General features: G+C 69.4%; 15 protein-coding genes. 11 read left to right on the forward strand and 4 right to left on the reverse strand.

Going from position 1 to position 16,960, the window contains the following annotated elements; genetic code table 11:
* From cobW to cobJ, 6 genes are all read left to right on the forward strand, one after another.
* Entirely contained in the window at positions 1-1,071 is a 1,071-nt protein-coding gene (gene cobW, locus OCUBac02_RS21385; protein ID WP_173048511.1) for a cobalamin biosynthesis protein CobW, read from the forward strand.
* 9 nt (positions 1,072-1,080) lie between these two features.
* Positions 1,081-4,665 carry a cobaltochelatase subunit CobN gene (gene cobN / locus OCUBac02_RS21390; protein ID WP_244639011.1) on the forward strand — a complete coding sequence of 1,195 codons (3,585 nt, stop codon included), beginning with the start codon at positions 1,081-1,083 and terminating at the stop codon, positions 4,663-4,665.
* A complete protein-coding gene (cobG, locus tag OCUBac02_RS21395; RefSeq protein ID WP_173048513.1) occupies positions 4,662-5,942 on the forward strand; it encodes a precorrin-3B synthase in 1,281 nt (426 codons plus the stop codon). Before cobN ends, cobG begins: the two co-directional genes overlap by 4 nt.
* The gene (locus tag OCUBac02_RS21400) at positions 5,939-6,571 is read left to right on the forward strand and encodes a precorrin-8X methylmutase (protein WP_173048515.1); all 633 of its coding nucleotides are present in this window, start codon (positions 5,939-5,941) and stop codon (positions 6,569-6,571) included. Before cobG ends, OCUBac02_RS21400 begins: the two co-directional genes overlap by 4 nt.
* A gap of 3 nt (positions 6,572-6,574) precedes the next feature.
* Positions 6,575-7,315 carry a precorrin-2 C(20)-methyltransferase gene (locus OCUBac02_RS21405; RefSeq protein ID WP_173048517.1) on the forward strand — a complete coding sequence of 247 codons (741 nt, stop codon included), beginning with the start codon at positions 6,575-6,577 and terminating at the stop codon, positions 7,313-7,315.
* A 184-nt stretch (positions 7,316-7,499) separates the two neighbouring features.
* Entirely contained in the window at positions 7,500-8,291 is a 792-nt protein-coding gene (gene cobJ / locus OCUBac02_RS21410; RefSeq protein ID WP_465247738.1) for a precorrin-3B C(17)-methyltransferase, read from the forward strand.
* On the opposite strand, the gene OCUBac02_RS21415 is transcribed toward cobJ, so the two are convergent.
* Positions 8,234-8,998 carry a cobalt-precorrin-6A reductase gene (locus OCUBac02_RS21415; RefSeq protein WP_173048519.1) on the reverse strand — a complete coding sequence of 255 codons (765 nt, stop codon included), beginning with the start codon at positions 8,996-8,998 and terminating at the stop codon, positions 8,234-8,236. The genes cobJ and OCUBac02_RS21415 overlap by 58 nt on opposite strands.
* Between OCUBac02_RS21415 and cbiE the strand changes: the two genes are divergently transcribed.
* The 5 genes from cbiE to bluB all read left to right on the forward strand — a co-directional run bounded on the left by cbiE (position 8,997) and on the right by bluB (position 13,482).
* A complete protein-coding gene (gene cbiE / locus OCUBac02_RS21420; RefSeq protein WP_173048521.1) occupies positions 8,997-10,247 on the forward strand; it encodes a precorrin-6y C5,15-methyltransferase (decarboxylating) subunit CbiE in 1,251 nt (416 codons plus the stop codon). The genes OCUBac02_RS21415 and cbiE overlap by 2 nt on opposite strands.
* 148 nt (positions 10,248-10,395) lie before the next feature.
* Entirely contained in the window at positions 10,396-10,785 is a 390-nt protein-coding gene (locus OCUBac02_RS21425; protein ID WP_173048523.1) for a cobalamin biosynthesis protein, read from the forward strand.
* The gene (cobM, locus tag OCUBac02_RS21430) at positions 10,782-11,546 is read left to right on the forward strand and encodes a precorrin-4 C(11)-methyltransferase (RefSeq protein ID WP_173048525.1); all 765 of its coding nucleotides are present in this window, start codon (positions 10,782-10,784) and stop codon (positions 11,544-11,546) included. Before OCUBac02_RS21425 ends, cobM begins: the two co-directional genes overlap by 4 nt.
* Positions 11,543-12,871: a cobyrinate a,c-diamide synthase gene (locus OCUBac02_RS21435; RefSeq protein WP_173048527.1), complete on the forward strand. Its 1,329-nt coding sequence runs from the start codon at positions 11,543-11,545 to the stop codon at positions 12,869-12,871. The genes cobM and OCUBac02_RS21435 overlap by 4 nt, the downstream gene beginning before the upstream one ends.
* Positions 12,868-13,482: a 5,6-dimethylbenzimidazole synthase gene (bluB, locus tag OCUBac02_RS21440; protein WP_173048529.1), complete on the forward strand. Its 615-nt coding sequence runs from the start codon at positions 12,868-12,870 to the stop codon at positions 13,480-13,482. Before OCUBac02_RS21435 ends, bluB begins: the two co-directional genes overlap by 4 nt.
* Positions 13,483-13,655: 173 nt before the next feature.
* On the opposite strand, the gene OCUBac02_RS21445 is transcribed toward bluB, so the two are convergent.
* The 3 genes from OCUBac02_RS21445 to OCUBac02_RS21455 all read right to left on the reverse strand — a co-directional run bounded on the left by OCUBac02_RS21445 (position 13,656) and on the right by OCUBac02_RS21455 (position 16,844).
* Positions 13,656-14,309, reverse strand: a complete 654-nt coding sequence (locus OCUBac02_RS21445) for a CoA transferase subunit B (RefSeq protein ID WP_173048531.1) — start codon at positions 14,307-14,309, stop codon at positions 13,656-13,658.
* A gap of 11 nt (positions 14,310-14,320) precedes the next feature.
* A complete protein-coding gene (locus OCUBac02_RS21450) occupies positions 14,321-15,025 on the reverse strand; it encodes a CoA transferase subunit A (protein WP_047579285.1) in 705 nt (234 codons plus the stop codon).
* Between the two features lie 208 nt (positions 15,026-15,233).
* Positions 15,234-16,844: a caspase family protein gene (locus OCUBac02_RS21455; protein WP_173048533.1), complete on the reverse strand. Its 1,611-nt coding sequence runs from the start codon at positions 16,842-16,844 to the stop codon at positions 15,234-15,236.
* Between the last annotated feature and the right edge of the window lie 116 nt (positions 16,845-16,960).

Genomic DNA, 16,960 nt, shown 5'->3' on the forward strand with positions numbered 1-16,960 from the left:
ATGAACGCTCCGCAGACGACGAACCTGGGCAAGACGTCATTGAGCAAGACGCCCTGCACCATCATCACCGGCTTCCTCGGCGCCGGTAAGACGACGCTGGTGCGCCATCTCCTCGAGAACGCGCAGGGCAAGAAACTCGCCGTGCTCGTCAACGAGTTCGGCGATCTCGGCTTCGACGGCGAATTCCTGAAGGGCTGCGGCATTGCCGGCTGCAGCGACGAGGACGTGGTCGAATTGCCGAATGGCTGCATCTGCTGCACCGTCGCCGACGATTTCGTGCCGGCGCTGGAGAAGCTGCTCAACCGGCCGAATCCGCCGGAGCATATCCTGATCGAGACCTCCGGCCTCGCCCTGCCGAAGCCGCTCGTCACCGCCTTCAACTGGCCGGCGATCCGCTCGCGGGTCACCGTCGACGGCGTCATCGCCGTGGTCGACGGCCCGGCCGTGGCCGAGGGCCAGTTCGCCGATGATCCCGAGGCGCTCGCGGCGCAGAAGGCGGCCGATGCCTCGGTCGATCACGACAACCCGCTGGAGGAGGTCTTCGAGGACCAGATCCTCTGCGCCGACCTGATCCTGCTCAACAAGAGCGATCTCGTCGACGAGACCGGCCGCGCGCGGGTCAAGGCCGAGATCGCCGAGCATCTGCCCAAGGCGATCAAGATCGTCGAGACCGCCCATGGCAAGGTCGAGCCGGCGCTGATCGTGGGCTTGGGCGCCGCAGCCGAGAGCGATCTCGCCGCCCGCCCCTCGCATCACGGCGAGGGCGAGCACGATCACGACCATGACGATTTCGACTCGGTCGCCGTGCCGCTGCCGGCCGGCTTGTCGCCGGAAGAACTCACGGCGCGCGTCGCCAAGGCCGCCGAGGCCGAGGGCGTGCTGCGCCTCAAGGGCTTCACCGCGGTACCGGGCAAGCCGATGCGTCTGGTCGTACAGGGCGTCGGCCGACGCGTCGGACATCATTTCGACCGGCCCTGGGGCGCGAGCGAGTCACGCGACGGACGTCTTACCGTGATCGGGCTCAAGGGCTTCGACCTCAAGGCCGTGGAAGCGGCTCTCGCGGGGGCGTAACTTCGACCGATGCACCTTCTCCCGACCAGCGAGATCAGGCTCGACGACGGCGAGGACGCCGTCGATCTCGCCCTGCCGCCGGGAGATGTGCTCGTCCTGTCCTTCACGGACAGCGACCTCTCGGCGCTGGCGGTGGCGACCCGTACTTGTACTGAACCGCCGTCGTCATGGTCGGGCTTGTCCCGACCATCCACGTCTTCCCGCGAGCACGGTGTTCAAGACATGGATGCCCGCCACAAGGGCGAGCATGACGGACAGAGCCTCACTGTCCGCCTCGCGCCGCTCCGACGCCTGAAGCATCCGCTGTCGGTCGATTTCCTGATCGAGAAAACGGCAGCGCAGTGCCGCTTCGTGCTGCTGCGCTGCCTCGGCGGACTCGACTACTGGCGCTACGGCATCGAGCAGCTTGGCACGGTTTGTCGTGAGCGCGGCATTCCGCTGGCGATTTTGCCCGGCGACGACCGCGACGATCCGCGGCTGGGCGAGCATGCGACGGTGCCGGCGGAATTCGCGGGCGAGTTGCTGGGCTACTTCCAGGCCGGCGGCGGCGCCGAGAACATGCGGCGGCTGCTGGGGCGGGTAGACGGGTATCTGGCAACGTCGAGAGACCCCTCATCCGCCTGCCGGCACCTTCTCCCGCAAGGGGAGAAGGGCCAGACGGTCCCCGCTGCTTCCTTCTCCCCTTGCGGGAGAAGGTGGCCCGGCGAAGCCGAGACGAATGAGGGGTCGCACGACGCGAGCGACTTCGCTCCGTTCCCACTGCCATCTTTCTTCGCACTCGGCACCAACAGCCTCCCCCAGACCTGGCGCGAGGCACTCGCTGCCCTGCCCTCCGGCCAGCCACTCGTCGCGATCCTGCTCTATCGCTCCGGCGTCGCGGCGGGCGACACCGCCATGGGCGAAGCCATCGCCACGGCACTGGCAGCCCGCGGCCTCGCACCCCTGCCCCTTGCGCTGACCAGCCTGAAGGACCCGGTCGTCACAGCCGAACTCGCGGCATTGATCGCGACGCGCAAACCGGCCCTCATCGTCACCACGACCGCCTTCTCCGCGCGCGAGGGTGCCGATTTCGTGCTCGACCGTGCCGATTGCCCGATACTGCAGGCGGTTCCTGTGGGCAGCCCGCGCGAGGCCTGGGAAGCCTCGCCGCGCGGCCTGTCCGCCGCCGACCTCGCCATGCAGGTGGCGCTGCCGGAATTCGACGGGCGGATCGGCGCAATTCCGGTCGCCTTCAAGGCGGAAGAGATCGATCCCGCGATCGGCCTCGCTATCCGCCGTCTCGTGCCCGATGTGGAGGGCATCGCCGCTCTGGCCGATCTGGCGGCCGGCTGGATCGCACTGACCCGGAAACCCGCGGCAGAACGCAAGCTCGCGCTGGTGATGTCGGATTATCCCGCGCGCGGCGGACGCGCCGGCTTCGCGGTCGGACTCGACACGCCGGCGAGCGTGACGGCGATCCGGGAATTGCTGGCGGGAGCGGGATATGAGGTCGGCGCTGCAACCTCCGCCGTCATCCCGGGCTTGACCCGGGATGACGATGAGGGAACGACAGAGGGGGTCCTGCTGATGGCCTCGCTCACCGCCGGCCCAACCACTCTGAGCATCCCCCTCGCCACCTATCGCAACTGGCTCGATACGATCCCCGCAGCCGCCCGCGAAACCCTTCTCGCCAGCCACGGAGCGCCGGAAACCGATCCAACCTGCCGCGATGGCGCCTTCCATTTCCGCGCCGTGCGCCATGGCCATCTCATCGTCGCGCTCCAGCCGCCACGCGATGCGACACCCGACCGCAAGGCGCGCTATCACGACCCCGACGCCCCGCCCGGCCACGGTTACCTCGCCTTCTATCTCGCGCTGCGTCGGATGGAGGCCATCGATGCGCTGATCCATCTCGGCACGCACGGCACGATGGAATGGCTGCCGGGCAAGGCGGTCGCGCTTTCCTCCGGCTGCTGGCCGCGGCTCGCCACCGGCGGACTGCCGGTGATCTACCCCTATGTCGTCGACGATCCCGGCGAGGCGGCGCCGGCCAAGCGCCGGCTCTCGGCCGTCACGCTCGGCCATCTGCCGCCACCGCTGGCCGAAACGGAAGCGGCCGGCGAGACGGCCCTGCTGCGCGATCTGGTCGAGGAGTTCTCGCAGGCGCAGGTGCTCGATCCGCGCCGGGCCGATATCGTCGCCGGCGAAATCCGGGCGCGTGCCGAGGCGAGCGGTCTCGCCGCCTCCTGCGGCGTCGCTGCCGATACCGAAATGAACGAGGCGCTGACGCGGCTCGACGCCCATCTCTGCGATATCGCCGAACTGCCCTTCCGCGACGGTCTGCACGTCTTCGGTCACTCGGCGATCGATCCCGTTTCCGCCCGCAACGAGCGCGACAACCTGCTCACCGCGCTCGACGGCCGTTTCGTCGCGCCCGGACCGGCCGGCGCCCCGCATCGCGGCCGGCCGGACGTGCTGCCGACCGGCCGCAATCTCTCGACGCTCGATCCCCGTGCGATCCCGACGCGCGCCGCCACACGGCTGGGCCAGCTTGCGGCGCAGGCGGTTGTGTCACGCCATCTGCAGGACCACGGCGACTATCCCCGCCGGGTCGTCATGGACCTCTGGGCCTCGCCGACTCTGCGCTCGGGCGGCGAGGACATCGCCCATGCGCTGGCGCTGATGGGCGTTGAGTCGCTCTGGGACAACGCCTCGACCCGCGTCACCGGCTTCAGCATCGTCCCGCAACCGAAGCTCGCCTATCCGCGCCTCGACGTGACCGTGCGCATCTCCGGCACCTTCCGGGACACCTTCCCCGGCCAGATCGCGCTGATCGACCAGGCGGCACGGGCCGTGGCTGCGCTAGACGAGCCGGACGACTGGAACGAACCCGCCGCCGCTCGCCGCCGCGGCGAGCATGGCGCGCGCATCTTCGGCGCCGCGCCCGGCCGCTACGGCGCGGCGATGGCCGACCGCGCGCTCGACGGCGACTGGACCGAGCGCGCGGAACTGGGCGGCGCCTATCTCGCGGCTTCGGACCATGCCTATGGCGGACCCGAAGGCGTGGGCAGCGCCGATGCCGGCTTCGCCGATCGCATCCGCGCCTGCGACGCCTTCATCCATGTCAGCGACACGGCCGGGCGCGACATCCTCGAAGCCAGCAGCGCGGCCGACGTGATCGGCGGCCTCGCGGCGGCCGCAAAAGCGCTGGGTGCCGACCCGGCGCTCTACAGTCTCGACAGCGCGAACCCGGAAGCGCCGAAGGCCCGCACACTCGCCGAGGATATCGCCCGCATCGTCCATGGCCGCTTGACGCATCCACGCTGGATCGCATCGCAACTCGGCCATGGCTGGCGCGGCGCGGCGGAACTGGCCGAGGCAGTCGACACGCTCTTCGTCTTCGCCGCGAGCACGGATGCCGTCGTGGATGGGCTGCTCGACGCGGTCTTCCAGGCCTATTGCGCCGATCCGCAGGTCTGGGCGGCGCTGGAAAACGCCAATGCGCCAGCAGCCGCCGCGATCCGCTCGCGGCTCGCCGAAGCCGCGCGACGTGGGCTCTGGACCAGCCGACGCAATTCCGTCGGCGCCTTCCTGGCGCGGGAGGCGGCGGAGTGAGCGCGCGGCCTCAGGAGGCGCTGCGGCGCGGTTGGTGCCCGAGCACACTCAGGCCAATGGAGACCGGCGACGGCTGGCTGGTGCGATTGCATCCACCGGGCGCGAGACTGTCACTCGCAGAACTGCGGCGGATCGCGGCGCTGGCTGCCGAGCATGGTAACGGGCTGATCGAGATTTCCGCCCGAGCCCACCTGCAAATTCGCGGCGTGACGGCCGAGAGTCATCCGCTGCTGGTCGAGCGCCTGCTGGCGGAACGCCTCGTCGACGAGCATGACGGCGACGGACCGCAACGCGTGACACTGGTCTCGTCGCTGGCGGGACGGGACCCGACCGCTCTGATCGACGCCGCCTTACTGGCCGCGCAGATCGAACAGCGCACCCGCGCCATCGCCGGCCTGCCGGCCAAGCTCGCCGTCGTCGTGGATGATGGCGGCGCACAGGCGCTGGATGAATTCTCCGGCGACATCCGGCTTGTCGGCATCGCGGCCGGACAAGCGGCCCTGTGCCTTGGAGACTGCGTCTGGCGCGGCCCGGTCGGCGAGGGGGAGGCCGCCGCGTCGGTCGAAACCGCCCTGCGCCGCTTCGCGGCCTTGCGCAAAGCCGCTCCCGATCGCATCCGCCGCCTGCGCGACCTCTCGCCCGAGGCACTGGCGAGCCTGACCTCTCTGCCGGAAACCACCTTCCCCGCGCCACGCCCACGCCCCCCGCGCGCGGGGCTGTTCGCACTGGAAGGCGGCCGCTTCGCCGCGCTCATCGGCCTGCCCTTCGGCCGATGCGCTGCAACAACACTCGACAGGCTCGGCACGGCCCAGGCGACGTCCGATATCCGGCTTTCGCCCTGGCGCGGGCTCGCCTTCCGCGATCTCGGCCGCACCGAGGCCGAGAGCCTGCTGGGGCTCGGCGGCGAGCTCGGGCTGATCACCAGCGACGACGATCCGCGCCTCGCGGTGCAGGCCTGCGCCGGCAGCCCGGCATGCTCGCGCGCCGAAGCGCCGGCCATGGCGGATGCAGCCAAACTCGCCGACACCGCCGCCGATCTGCTCGCTCATGGCGTGACGCTGCACGTCTCCGGCTGCGTCAAGGCGTGCGCCCATCCGGCGGCTGCGGACCTGACGCTGGCGGGGCGAGACGGGCGCTACGATGTCGTCCTGAACGGCACGACGCGGGACAAGCCGCTCGCGACGCTTGACCTTTCGGCGCTGCTCACGCGATTGCAGCCCGGACAGGATATTCACGCCCGGCTGAAGGCCGCGCGTTCGACGGGATCGCAGGGTTGAGCAAGGCATACGACTACATTCAGGACGGCGCGGCGATCTACGAGCGTTCCTTCGCCATCATCCGCGCCGAGGCCGACCTCACGCGCTTCAGCGGCGCGGCCGAGCGTGTCGTTGTGCGCATGATCCATGCCTGCGGCATGACCGACCTGCCCAGGGACGTCGAGATGTCCGCCGGTTTCGCCGAGGCCGCGCAGGCGGCGCTCCGGGCCGGCGCGCCGATCCTCTGTGACGCCAAGATGGTCGCCAATGGCGTGACCCGCGTGCGCCTGCCGGCGAACAACGAGGTTCTCTGCACGCTCGACGATCCGCAGGTGCCGGCGCTGGCCGCGCAGATGGGGACGACCCGCTCCGCCGCCGCGATGGAACTGTGGAGGCCCCGGCTTGCCGGCGCTGTCGTCGTGATCGGCAACGCGCCGACCTCGCTCTTCCGCCTGCTCGAGATGCTCGATGCCGGCGCGCCCAAGCCGGCAGCCGTGATCGGCATTCCCGTCGGCTTCGTCGGCGCGGCGGAATCGAAGGAGGCACTGGCGAAGGACGGGCGCGTGCCCTTCGTCGTCGTGCATGGACGGCGCGGCGGCTCGGCCATGGCGGCGGCCGCCGTCAATGCGCTGGCGCAGGACAAGGAATAGGCGATGAGCGGGACGCAAAAGACCCTGCTCTACGGCGTCGGCCTGGGGCCCGGCGCGCCGGACCTGATGACGGTCAGGGCACGCGAGATCATCACCACGGCCGACCGGCTGGTGCATTTCTGCAAGCGCGGCCGTCGCGGAAATGCCCGCAGCACGGCGGATGCGATCATTGCGCCCGATCCGGCCCGCGAGATCGAGCTCGCCTTCCCGGTAACGGTCGAGGCCAGTGTCGGCGAGCCCGACTATGACGGCCCGATCGCGACCTTCTACGAGGAAGCGGCCGAACGGCTCGCGGTCGAAATGCAGGCTGGGCGGACGCTCGCCGTGCTTTGCGACGGCGATCCGTTCTTCTACGGCTCCTTCATGCATCTGTGGCGACGGCTCTCGCAGCGCTTTCCGACCGAGGTCGTACCCGGTGTCACCGGCATGACCGGTGCCTGGGGCGAGGCCGGCGCGCCGATCACCTGGGGCGACGACGTGATGACCGTGCTGCCCGGCACGCTGCCGGAAGCGGAACTCACGCGCCGCCTCGCCGATACCGACGCTGCCGTGATCATGAAGCTCGGCCGCAACCTGCCGAAGGTGCGGCGCGCGCTCGTAGCCGCCGGGCTGGAAGGCCGCGCGATCTATGTCGAGCGCGCGACGATGGTGCGGCAGGTCGTGGCCCGCCTCGCCGACAAGGGCGATGACGAGGCGCCCTATTTCGCGATGGTGCTGGTGCCCGGCGAAGGACGGCGTCTGTGACGGCGATCCAGCCTTTTCTTCCCGTCTTTCGCCATCATCCCGGACAAGCCGCGAAGCGGCGCCGATCCGGGATCCATTCCGGAACCCTTCCGGTAGACGTTCAGGCATGGATCCCGGGTCTCCCTCCGGTCGCCCGGGATGACGGCGCTGGGGAAGCCAGGATACCGAGAACGGGGAGATCATCGTGACCGGCTCCCTCACCATCGTCGGGCTCGGGCCGGGCATGCCGGACTGGATCACGCCCGCGGCACAGGCCGCGCTCGATGCCGCGACCGATATCGTCGGCTACGGTCCCTATGTCGACCGGGTGCCGGACCGGGCGGGACTGACCAGGCACGCTTCCGACAACCGCGTCGAGGTCGAGCGCGCCTCGCATGCCCTGCAACTGGCGGCGGAAGGCCGGGCGGTCGCAGTGGTCTCGGGCGGCGATCCCGGCGTCTTCGCGATGGCGGCGGCGGTGTTCGAGGCACTGGAGGCCGGGCCGGCGGGATGGCGTGGGCTTCCGATCACGGTCGAGCCCGGCATCACCGCGATGCTGGCGGCGGCGGCAAAGGCAGGCGCTCCGCTCGGCGGGGATTTCTGCGCGATCTCGCTCTCGGACAATCTCAAACCCTGGGATGTCGTGACCGCACGGCTCGGAGCCGTTCTCGCGGCCGATCTGGTAATCTGCCTCTACAACCCGATTTCGAAGGCGCGCCCTTGGCAGCTCGGCAAGGCATTGGAATTGGCGGCAACGCATCGCGGCGCGGCGACGCCGGTGCTCTTCGCCCGCGCCGTCGGGCGGCCGGACGAGAATCTGCGCATCCTGACGCTGACTGAGGCCGTCGCGGCCGCGAGCACGGCCGACATGGCGACGCTGGTGATGATCGGAGCTTCGAGCACGCGCCTGATCGCCCGCGAAGGCGCGGCGCCTTACGTCTACACGCCGCGTTCCGTGGCGAAGATGCCTTGCGCCACCAGCCAGGGCAGGACCTGATCGATTTGGTCGACGGTCTCGACAGCGGGCTTGGGCGGGCGCTCCACCATCACCACCGGCAGGGCAAGCCGGCGCGCCGCCACGAGCTTGCCGACCGTGGCGGGACCGCCCGAATTCTTGCTGACGAGTATCTCGACACCCTCGCGGCGCATCAGATCCTCCTCGTCGTCGGCGTCGAAGGGGCCGCGCTGCTGGATGACGTCGACATGCGGCACGGGCAGACGGTCACCGATCGGCTCGATGGCGCGGACGAGATAGCGATGCTGCGGAGCGTCGGCGAAAGCCGGCAGTTCGAGCCGGCCGACCGTGAGGAAGACGCGCCGCGGCGCGTCGCCCAGCGCCTGCGCGGCCGCCTCGATATCAGGCACGGATTTCCAGCGATCGCCGGGGCGCGGCCTCCAGGACTCGCGGCGGATCGCCAGCAGTGGCACACCCTCCGCCTTGCAGGCATGCTCGGCATGGAAGGGCATGATCGCGGCGAAGGGATGGGTCGCGTCGACGACGGCGACGATGCCCTCCTCGACCAGATAGCGCCGCAAGCCCTCGACGCCGCCGAAACCGCCCGTGCGGACCGGCAGATTGCTCGGGCGGGGATCGACGGTGTGGCCCGCCAGCGAGATAATGGCGCGAATATCGGGAGCCTGATCAGCCAGGTGCTGGTCAAGCGCAGCAGCTTCAGTCGTTCCGCCGAGAATGAGGACGGTCATGTCGCCAGTTTTGCGTGAATCGGATGTTCTGTCGAGCCGTGAGGCGCCGGCGCCCTGGCTCGCGCTGATCGGCCTCGGCGAGGATGGCGCCGCAGGCTTGTGCCGCGAGGCTCTTGCCGCATTGAACGAGGCCGAGATCGTCTTCGGCGGCGAGCGGCATATCGCGCTGGTCGGCTCCGTGCCCGGCGAACTGCGCCCCTGGCCGCAGCCCTTCCGCAACGCGCTGCCGCAGATTTTGAAGGAGCGCGGCCGCAAGGTCTGCGTGCTCGCGACCAGCGACCCGTTCCATTACGGCATCGGCAACAGCATCAGCCGGGCGATCCCCGCGGAGGAGATGCGGATCATCCCGCAGCTTTCCTCCTTCTCGATGGCCTGCACGCGGATGCGATGGCCGCAGGAGGAGTGCGCGCTGGTCTCGCTGCATGGCCGCACGCTCTACCGGATCGTGCCGCATCTCCAGCCGGAGGCCCGCATCCTCGCCCTGTCCTGGGACGAGACGACGCCGCGCGCCGTGGCCGAACTCCTGACCGCACGCGGCATGGGCGCGAGCCGCATTGTGGTGATGGAATCGCTGGGTGGGCCGCAGGAGCGCATCCGCGCATGCCGCGCCGATGCCTTCAATCTGAACGACATCGTTCCGCTCAACCTGATCGCGGTCGAGGTCGCGGCGACCCGCGATTCCCGCATCCTGCCGCTGGCGCCGGGGCTCGAAGAGGAGTGGTTCGCCCATGACGGGCAGATCACCAAGTCGGAAGTCCGCGCGATCACGATTTCGGCACTCGCCCCGCGCGGCGGCGAATTGCTCTGGGATGTCGGCGCGGGCTCGGGCTCGGTCGCGGTCGAATGGTGCCAGCGGCACGCACGCAACCGCGCCGTCGCCTTCGAGGCCAAGCCGGAACGGGCCGAGCGGATCAGGCGCAACAAGCTGGAACTTGGCGGGCTCTCCGTCGAGGTCACCGGCGAGGCGCCGGCCAGCTTCGTCGGCCGCGAGCCGCCGGATGCGGTGTTCATCGGCGGCGGCCTGACCGAGGACGGCCTGTTCGACGCCGCCTGGGCGGCGTTGAAGCCGGGCGGACGGCTCGTCGCCAATGTCGTGACGATCGAGGGGGAGGCGAAGCTCGCCGCGCTCCATGCCGAGCATGGCGGCTCCTTGCGCCGCATCTCGATCGACCGGCTGGCGCCCGTCGGCGGCAAGCATGGCTGGCGCCCGGCCATGCCGGTGACGCAATGGCGGGTCGAGAAGCCTTGACGCGCTCCGTGCAACCCACCGCGTCATCCCGGACAAGCCGCGTCAGCGGCGCCGATCCGGGATCCAGTCCGGAGCGGTTCAGGCATGGATCCCGGGTCTCCCTTCGGTCGCCCGGGATGACGGCGTGTATTGTTGCAGGGGTTCCCCAATGACGGGCCGCATCGTCGCCGGCATCGGCATCAGGCCCGGCACGGAGGCCGCCGATATCCTCGCCTGCCTCGACCAGGCTCTGGCAAGCGCCGGGCTTGCCGGCGCGCAAACGCCCCGCTTCGCCACGCTCGCCAGCCGCGTCAGCGAGGCCGGCATCGTCGCGGCCGCCCAGGAACGCGCGGCCGAGCTCGTCGCCATCCCTGACGAGGCCTTGAAAGGTTTCGAGGCCGCCTGCGCGACGCGCTCGACCCGGATCGCCTCGCTCTACGGCGTCGGCTCGGTGGCGGAAGCCGCGGCGCTGGCTGCGGCCGGCCCCGGCGGCGAACTGGTCCAGCCGCGCATCGCAACCGCGCGTGTCACCTGCGCGCTCGCCAGAAGCCTCGCATGACCATCCATTTCATCGGCGCCGGCCCCGGCGCGCCCGATCTCATCACGCTGCGCGGACGCGACCTGATCGCCACTTCGCCCGTATGCCTCTATGCGGGTTCGCTGATCCCCAAGGCGATGCTCGACTGGTGCCCGCCGGGCGCGCGCATCGTCGACACCGCGCCGCTCGATCTCGACGCGATCATCACCGAGATGGAGACAGCGCATCGTGCCGGCCAGGACATAGCGCGATTGCATTCCGGCGACCTTTCGATCTGGAGCGCCTGCGGAGAGCAGATGCGCCGGCTCGACCGATCCGGCATTCCCTATACGGTGACACCGGGCGTGCCCGCCTTCGCCGCTGCCGCCGCCGTGCTGAAGCGCGAGCTGACCTTGCCGGGCGTGGCGCAGTCGCTGGTGCTGACGCGCACCTCCGGGCGTGCCTCGGCCATGCCCGAGAGGGAGACGCTCGCGACCTTCGCCGCCTCGGGAGCGACGCTCGCGATCCATCTCTCGATCCATGTCGTCGAGCAGGTCGTGGCGGAATTGACGCCGTTCTATGGCGCCGATTGCCCGGTCGCGGTCGTGTTCCGCGCGACATGGCCGGATGAGACGGTGCTGCAAGGCAAGCTCGCCGATATCGCCGGGAAAGTCAGCGCCAGCGCGCTTGAGCGTACTGCTTTGATCCTGGTCGGGCCGGCCTTGGCCGCCGACGATTTCGGCGAAAGCGCGCTCTATTCGATCGACTACGACCGCCGGTTCCGGCCGCGGGGCGGACAATGAGCGCGCGCGGGCTGCTCATCGCCGCGCCGCGCTCCGGCTCCGGCAAGACCACGCTCACGCTCGGGTTGCAGCGCGCGCTGGCAAAGCGCGGCCTCACCGTGCGCGGATTGAAATGCGGGCCGGACTATATCGACCCCGCCTTCCATGCGGCCGCCACGGGCGCACCCAGCGCCAATCTCGACAGCTATGCGATGACGGACGGGCTGCTCGGACAGATCGCCGGAGAAGCGGCTCGTGCAGCCGACATCGTCATCGCCGAAGGCTCGATGGGGTTGTTCGACGCCGTGCCGGGACGGGAAGGCCATACCGGCGCGAGCGCCGATATCGCCGCACTGACCGGCTGGCCCGTCGTGCTCGTCATCGACGTGTCCGGCGCGGCGCAGTCGGTCGCGGCGGTCGCTCTCGGCTGCAAGCTCTATGATCCACGCATCCGCGTCGCCGGCGTGATCCTGAACAAGGTCGCGAGCGCCCGCCATGAGCGGCTGGTGCGACAGGGGATGGAGCGCATCGGCCTGCCCGTGCTCGGCGCGCTGCCGCGCGAAGCGAGCCTGATCCTGCCCGAGCGTCATCTCGGGCTGGTCCAGGCCGGGGAGACCGCCGACCTGCATGCAAGGCTCGATGCGCTGGCGGAGGCCGTCTCGAAGGCGGTCGATCTCGACGCGGTTGTCGCTGCTGCCGGTGCGACGTCGCTTCCGGACGCGATCGGCGACGAAGCCCCGCCCCTGCCCGTACCCGGACGGCGGATCGCCATCGCCCGCGACGCTGCCTTCTCCTTCGTCTATCCGCATGTCGAGGCGGGCTGGCGCGCGAACGGCGCCGAACTCGTGCCGTTCTCGCCGCTCAGGGACGAAGCCCCGCCGGAGGCTTGCGATGCCTGCTGGCTGCCGGGCGGATATCCGGAGTTGCACGCCGGCACGATCGCGGCTGCCGGGCGCTTCCTCAGCGGCCTCCGCGCTTTCGCCAAGACCCGGCCGGTGCATGGCGAGTGCGGCGGCTACATGGTGCTCGGACGCAACCTGACCGATGTCGATGGCGTCGCCCACGCGATGGCTGGCCTGCTCTCGGTCGACACCTCCTTCGCCAGGCGCAAGATGAATCTCGGTTATCGCCGCGCCATTCTGGAGGCGGATGGCCCTCTCGGGCCGGCGGGCTCGGCGCTGACCGGGCATGAATTCCACTATGCCAGTATCGTCGCGCAGGGCGAGGACCCGCCCTTCGCCATGGTGACCGATCCCCATGGCTCGGCCCCTGCCCCGGCCGGGAGCCGGCGCGGCCCGGTGACGGGCTCGTTCTTCCACGCCATCGCCACGGCGAAAGCCGCGTGAGCCAACCGCCGGTCTTTGACGCAGGCTTCGCCCGGCAGTTCGAGGAGCTGCTGCGCTGGCGGCGCGATGTCCGGCGCTTCAAGCGCGATCCCGTTCCGGCCGAACTGATCGAGACTTTGCTGACGCAGACCAAGCTCTCTCCTTCCGTCGGACACGCGCAGCCCTGGCGCTGGATTCCGGTTGCGGAGCCGGCCCGGCGCGCGGCCGTGCAGGAGAGCTTCAGCCGCTGCAATGCCGATGCGCTGGCCTCCTATGACGGCGAGCGGGCTGCGCTCTATGCGCGCCTCAAGCTCGAGGGCCTGCGGGAGGCGCCCGTCCAGTTCGCCGTGTTCAGCGACCATGGCACCGCGCGCGGTCATGGCCTCGGCACGACGACCATGCCCGAGATGCTGGATTATTCGGTGGTGGCGGCGATCACGCAGTTCTGGCTCTCGGCGCGCGTGCACGGGCTCGGCGTCGGCTGGGTCTCGATCCTCGATCCCCGGGAGATCACACGAGCGCTCGATGTGCCCGCGCAGTGGAAGCTCGTCGCCTATCTCTGCGTCGGCTGGCCGGAAGAGGATTGCGACCGACCCGAGCTGGTCAGGGCTGGCTGGGAGACAGGGGGCTGACGCCTGTCATCCCGCACGCGCTGCGGCACGCAGTGACGCTGCGCAGATGCGGGACCGTGCGACGAGAAGGCGCCTTTTTCGGGGAGCGCTTCCGTGGCTGCGCAGCGGCATTTCATGCCGCGGCGCGCACGGGATGACACCCTTCAAAGCGCCACCCTTCGAAGCGAAGCCTTTCAGAGCGCGACCTTGAAGGCGGCCTCGGTCCTGGCCTTGACCTCGTCGAGCGTGACGCCCTCGGCAAGCTCGATCAGCGCCATGCCACCGCCCTTCTCGTCGATGGTGAAGACGCCGAGATCGGTGATGACCATGTCGACGACGCCGGCGCCGGTCAGCGGCAGGTCGCAGGCCTTGAGCAGTTTCGGCGATTCCGAGCCGTCCTTGTTCCTGGCGACATGCTCCATCACGACGATGACCTTCTTCACGCCGGCGACGAGATCCATGGCGCCACCCATGCCCTTCACCACCTTGCCGGGGATCATCCAGTTTGCGAGGTCGCCATTCTCCGCGACCTGCATGGCGCCGAGGATGGAGAGGTCGATATGGCCGCCGCGGATCATCCCGAAGGAATCCGCCGAGGAGAAGAAGCTCGTCGTCGGGAGCTGCGTGATCGTCTGCTTGCCGGCATTGATCAGGTCGGCATCCTCCTCGCCCTCATAGGGGAACGGCCCCATGCCGAGCATGCCGTTCTCCGACTGGAGCTGTACGGAAACCCCCTCGGGGATATAGTTCGAGACCAGCGTGGGGATGCCGATGCCGAGATTGACGTAGAAGCCGTCCTGCAGCTCCTTCGCGGCGCGCTGCGCGATCTGTTCACGGGTCCAGGCCATGTCGGGTCTCCTCAGACGGCACGCTTGCGGACGGTGCGCTGCTCGATGCGCTTCTGCGCGTTCGGCACATGCACGAGCCGCTTCACGAAGATGCCCGGGGTATGGATATGGTCGGGATCGATCTCGCCGGCCTCGACGAGATTCTCGACCTGCGCCACGGTGAAGCGCGAGGCCGTCGCCATCATCGGATTGAAGTTGCGTGCCGTCTTCCGGTAGACGAGGTTGCCTTCGGTATCGGCCTTCCAGGCATGGACAAGCGAGACATCGGCGACGATGCCGCGCTCCATGATGTAGCGCTCGCCGTCGAACTCGCGCTCCTCCTTGCCCTCCGCGACCAGCGTGCCGACGCCGGTCTTGGTGAAGAAGGCCGGGATGCCGGCGCCGCCGGCGCGGATGCGCTCGGCCAGCGTGCCCTGCGGTGTGAATTCGAGTTCGAGTTCGCCCGCGAGGTATTGCTGCGCGAAGAGCTTGTTTTCGCCGACATAGGACGAGATCATCTTCCGGATCTGGCGGGTCTCGAGCAGGATACCGAGGCCCGCGCCGTCGATGCCGGCATTGTTGGAGACGACGGTGAGGTCTCTGGCTCCGCTCTCGCGCACCGCCTCGATCAGCACGTCCGGAATGCCGCAAAGGCCGAATCCGCCGGCGCAGATCGTCATACCGTCCTTGATCGCGCCGGCGAGCGCCGTCCTCGCGTCGGGATAAACCTTCTTCATCGTCCTGCCCTTGCTCGTCACACCGCGCCGCCGGGCGGGGTTGTGCACAGCACTAGACCAGAAGGATGGAAGCTGGAAACCCTTTTGCAGCGCATCTGAAGCCGCTTGCGCATGCCGGGGTTGCCCGCCACCGCTATAGCCGGGGCAGGCACAAGAAAGGCCGGCCCGGGGGCCGGCCTTGCGGATCATGGCAACGGAAAGGGATCCGTCAGCGGCGGAAGCCGCCGCCGATCGCGCCGCCGAGCACACCGCCGACGATGCCGCCGAAGATGGCCGCGCCAGCGCTGTCCCCGGAGTTACCCTCACGGGTCCGGACGCGACCCTGATAGCCGGTGCTGGTGGTGCCGCGACGAGCCGTGGTCGTACCCTGGTAGGCTTCGCCGCGCTCGCGGGCGAGGTCGCGCCGATACATCTCGTCGCCGTCGTAGGTGACGTTGCGCGTCGCCTTGCCGCCCGCCTTTCCTTCGCCGGCTGTCCGGCTGCGCTTCTTCTCGGCAGCGGCCTTCTCTTCGGCGAGCACGGCCTGGTAGGCAGCCTCGCTCTGGGCGTTGAGCGCACTGACCTGCATCGCGGTCAGGAAGCCGGTTTCCGGGATGTTGCGCGACTTCTGCCAGGCCTGGATCGCCTTGCGGGCACTCGGGCCGAAACTGGCGGATGCCTTGCCCGGCTGGAAGCCGCTGACCCGCAGGCGGGCCTGCAGCTCGCGACGGTCCTTGGCGCCAAGCTTCATCGCGGTCTCGGTCTGCGCGGTGCCGATCTCCTTCTTCAGCGCCTCCTCAGTGACGCCTGGAGGCGTTTCCAGGAAGCCGCTCACGGGCTTCGCCGCCTCGAGGCTGGCGAGGCGATTGCGGGCGAAAGTCGCGAACTGGCCCGACGGGAAGGCCTCGAGATAGGCGCGGTAATCGGCGGCCGAATTGCCGCGCTCGGCGACTTCCCAGGTCTTGATGTCGATCTGGGCACGGTCGAGCGTGGACGCGGCCGGCATCGCCGGCATCGGCACGGCCGCGTCGATGGTCTTGGTCGCGGCGACGCCTGGATCGACCGCGGCGAGCTTCAGCGTCGGGTTGAGCTTGAACTCGCCGATGATCGAGGAATTGGTCCAGGGCTTCTGCTTCTTGTTGGTGGTTTCCCAGACATCGGCACGCACGCGGTCCATCACCGTGGTGATCGACACTTCCGGCGTTTCGATATGCTTGAGCAGCGCGCTGGTGAAGGGGCTGTTGCCGTCGCGCTCGCCATCGAGCGCCGTGGCGCGCGGATCGGTGGCGAAGGCGATGAGGATGCCCGAGGCCGACTGCGTCTCGATCGCGGTCAAGCCGCGGGTGACGGCGCGCGACTTCGCGGCGAGCTGGGCGGCGAAGGGATTGTCGCGGCAGGCGTCGAGGATGACGATGTTGACGCGCTCGTCGCGCTGCATCTGACGCAGCACGAGCTGGACGTTCACGGCGCGGAAATCGAGATCGGCCTCCGAGCGCAGCGAAGCGTCGACGGGAATGAGATAGTTCTCGTCGCCGACCGCGATGCCGTGGCCGGCGTAATAGACAAGGCCAGCCTTGGCGCCGTCGAGCTTCTGCGCGAACTCGCGCACGATGCCCGTCATCTCGTCCATCTTGAGATCGTAGCCCTCGACGACGTCGAAGCCGAGGCGCTTCAGCGCGGCCGAGATGCCCTTGGCGTCGCGCTGCGGATTGGCCAGCGGCGGCACCGCCGTATAGGCGCTGTTGCCGATAACGAGCGCGACCCGCCGCTCGGGTACGGCCGCGGAGCCCGGAGAGGCCAGCGCCACCGCTGAGAGCACCAGCGCAAAGGCGACAGCCATTCGGGCACGGAACCCTGGAACCAGAGACGCGAAGTTCACGACAACCTCCCCAATTCGGCAACCGGCTGCCCGCCCGCAACGGTCGGCGCAGCGCACGATCAAAAACACGGCGGCAA

The sequence above is a fragment of the Bosea sp. ANAM02 genome, from assembly GCF_011764485.1.
Taxonomy (GTDB): Bacteria; Pseudomonadota; Alphaproteobacteria; order Rhizobiales; family Beijerinckiaceae; genus Allobosea.

Coding starts and splice junctions, on each gene's coding strand:
- cobW (WP_173048511.1), top strand. CDS start 1: ATGAACGCTCCGCAGACGACGAACCTGGGCAAGACGTCATTGAGCAAG.
- cobN (WP_244639011.1), top strand. CDS start 1,081: ATGCACCTTCTCCCGACCAGCGAGATCAGGCTCGACGACGGCGAGGAC.
- OCUBac02_RS21405 (WP_173048517.1), top strand. CDS start 6,575: ATGAGCGGGACGCAAAAGACCCTGCTCTACGGCGTCGGCCTGGGGCCC.
- cbiE (WP_173048521.1), top strand. CDS start 8,997: ATGTCGCCAGTTTTGCGTGAATCGGATGTTCTGTCGAGCCGTGAGGCG.
- OCUBac02_RS21415 (WP_173048519.1), bottom strand. CDS start 8,998: ATGACCGTCCTCATTCTCGGCGGAACGACTGAAGCTGCTGCGCTTGAC.
- OCUBac02_RS21425 (WP_173048523.1), top strand. CDS start 10,396: ATGACGGGCCGCATCGTCGCCGGCATCGGCATCAGGCCCGGCACGGAG.
- cobM (WP_173048525.1), top strand. CDS start 10,782: ATGACCATCCATTTCATCGGCGCCGGCCCCGGCGCGCCCGATCTCATC.
- OCUBac02_RS21435 (WP_173048527.1), top strand. CDS start 11,543: ATGAGCGCGCGCGGGCTGCTCATCGCCGCGCCGCGCTCCGGCTCCGGC.
- OCUBac02_RS21445 (WP_173048531.1), bottom strand. CDS start 14,309: ATGGCCTGGACCCGTGAACAGATCGCGCAGCGCGCCGCGAAGGAGCTG.
- OCUBac02_RS21450 (WP_047579285.1), bottom strand. CDS start 15,025: ATGAAGAAGGTTTATCCCGACGCGAGGACGGCGCTCGCCGGCGCGATC.
- OCUBac02_RS21455 (WP_173048533.1), bottom strand. CDS start 16,844: ATGGCTGTCGCCTTTGCGCTGGTGCTCTCAGCGGTGGCGCTGGCCTCT.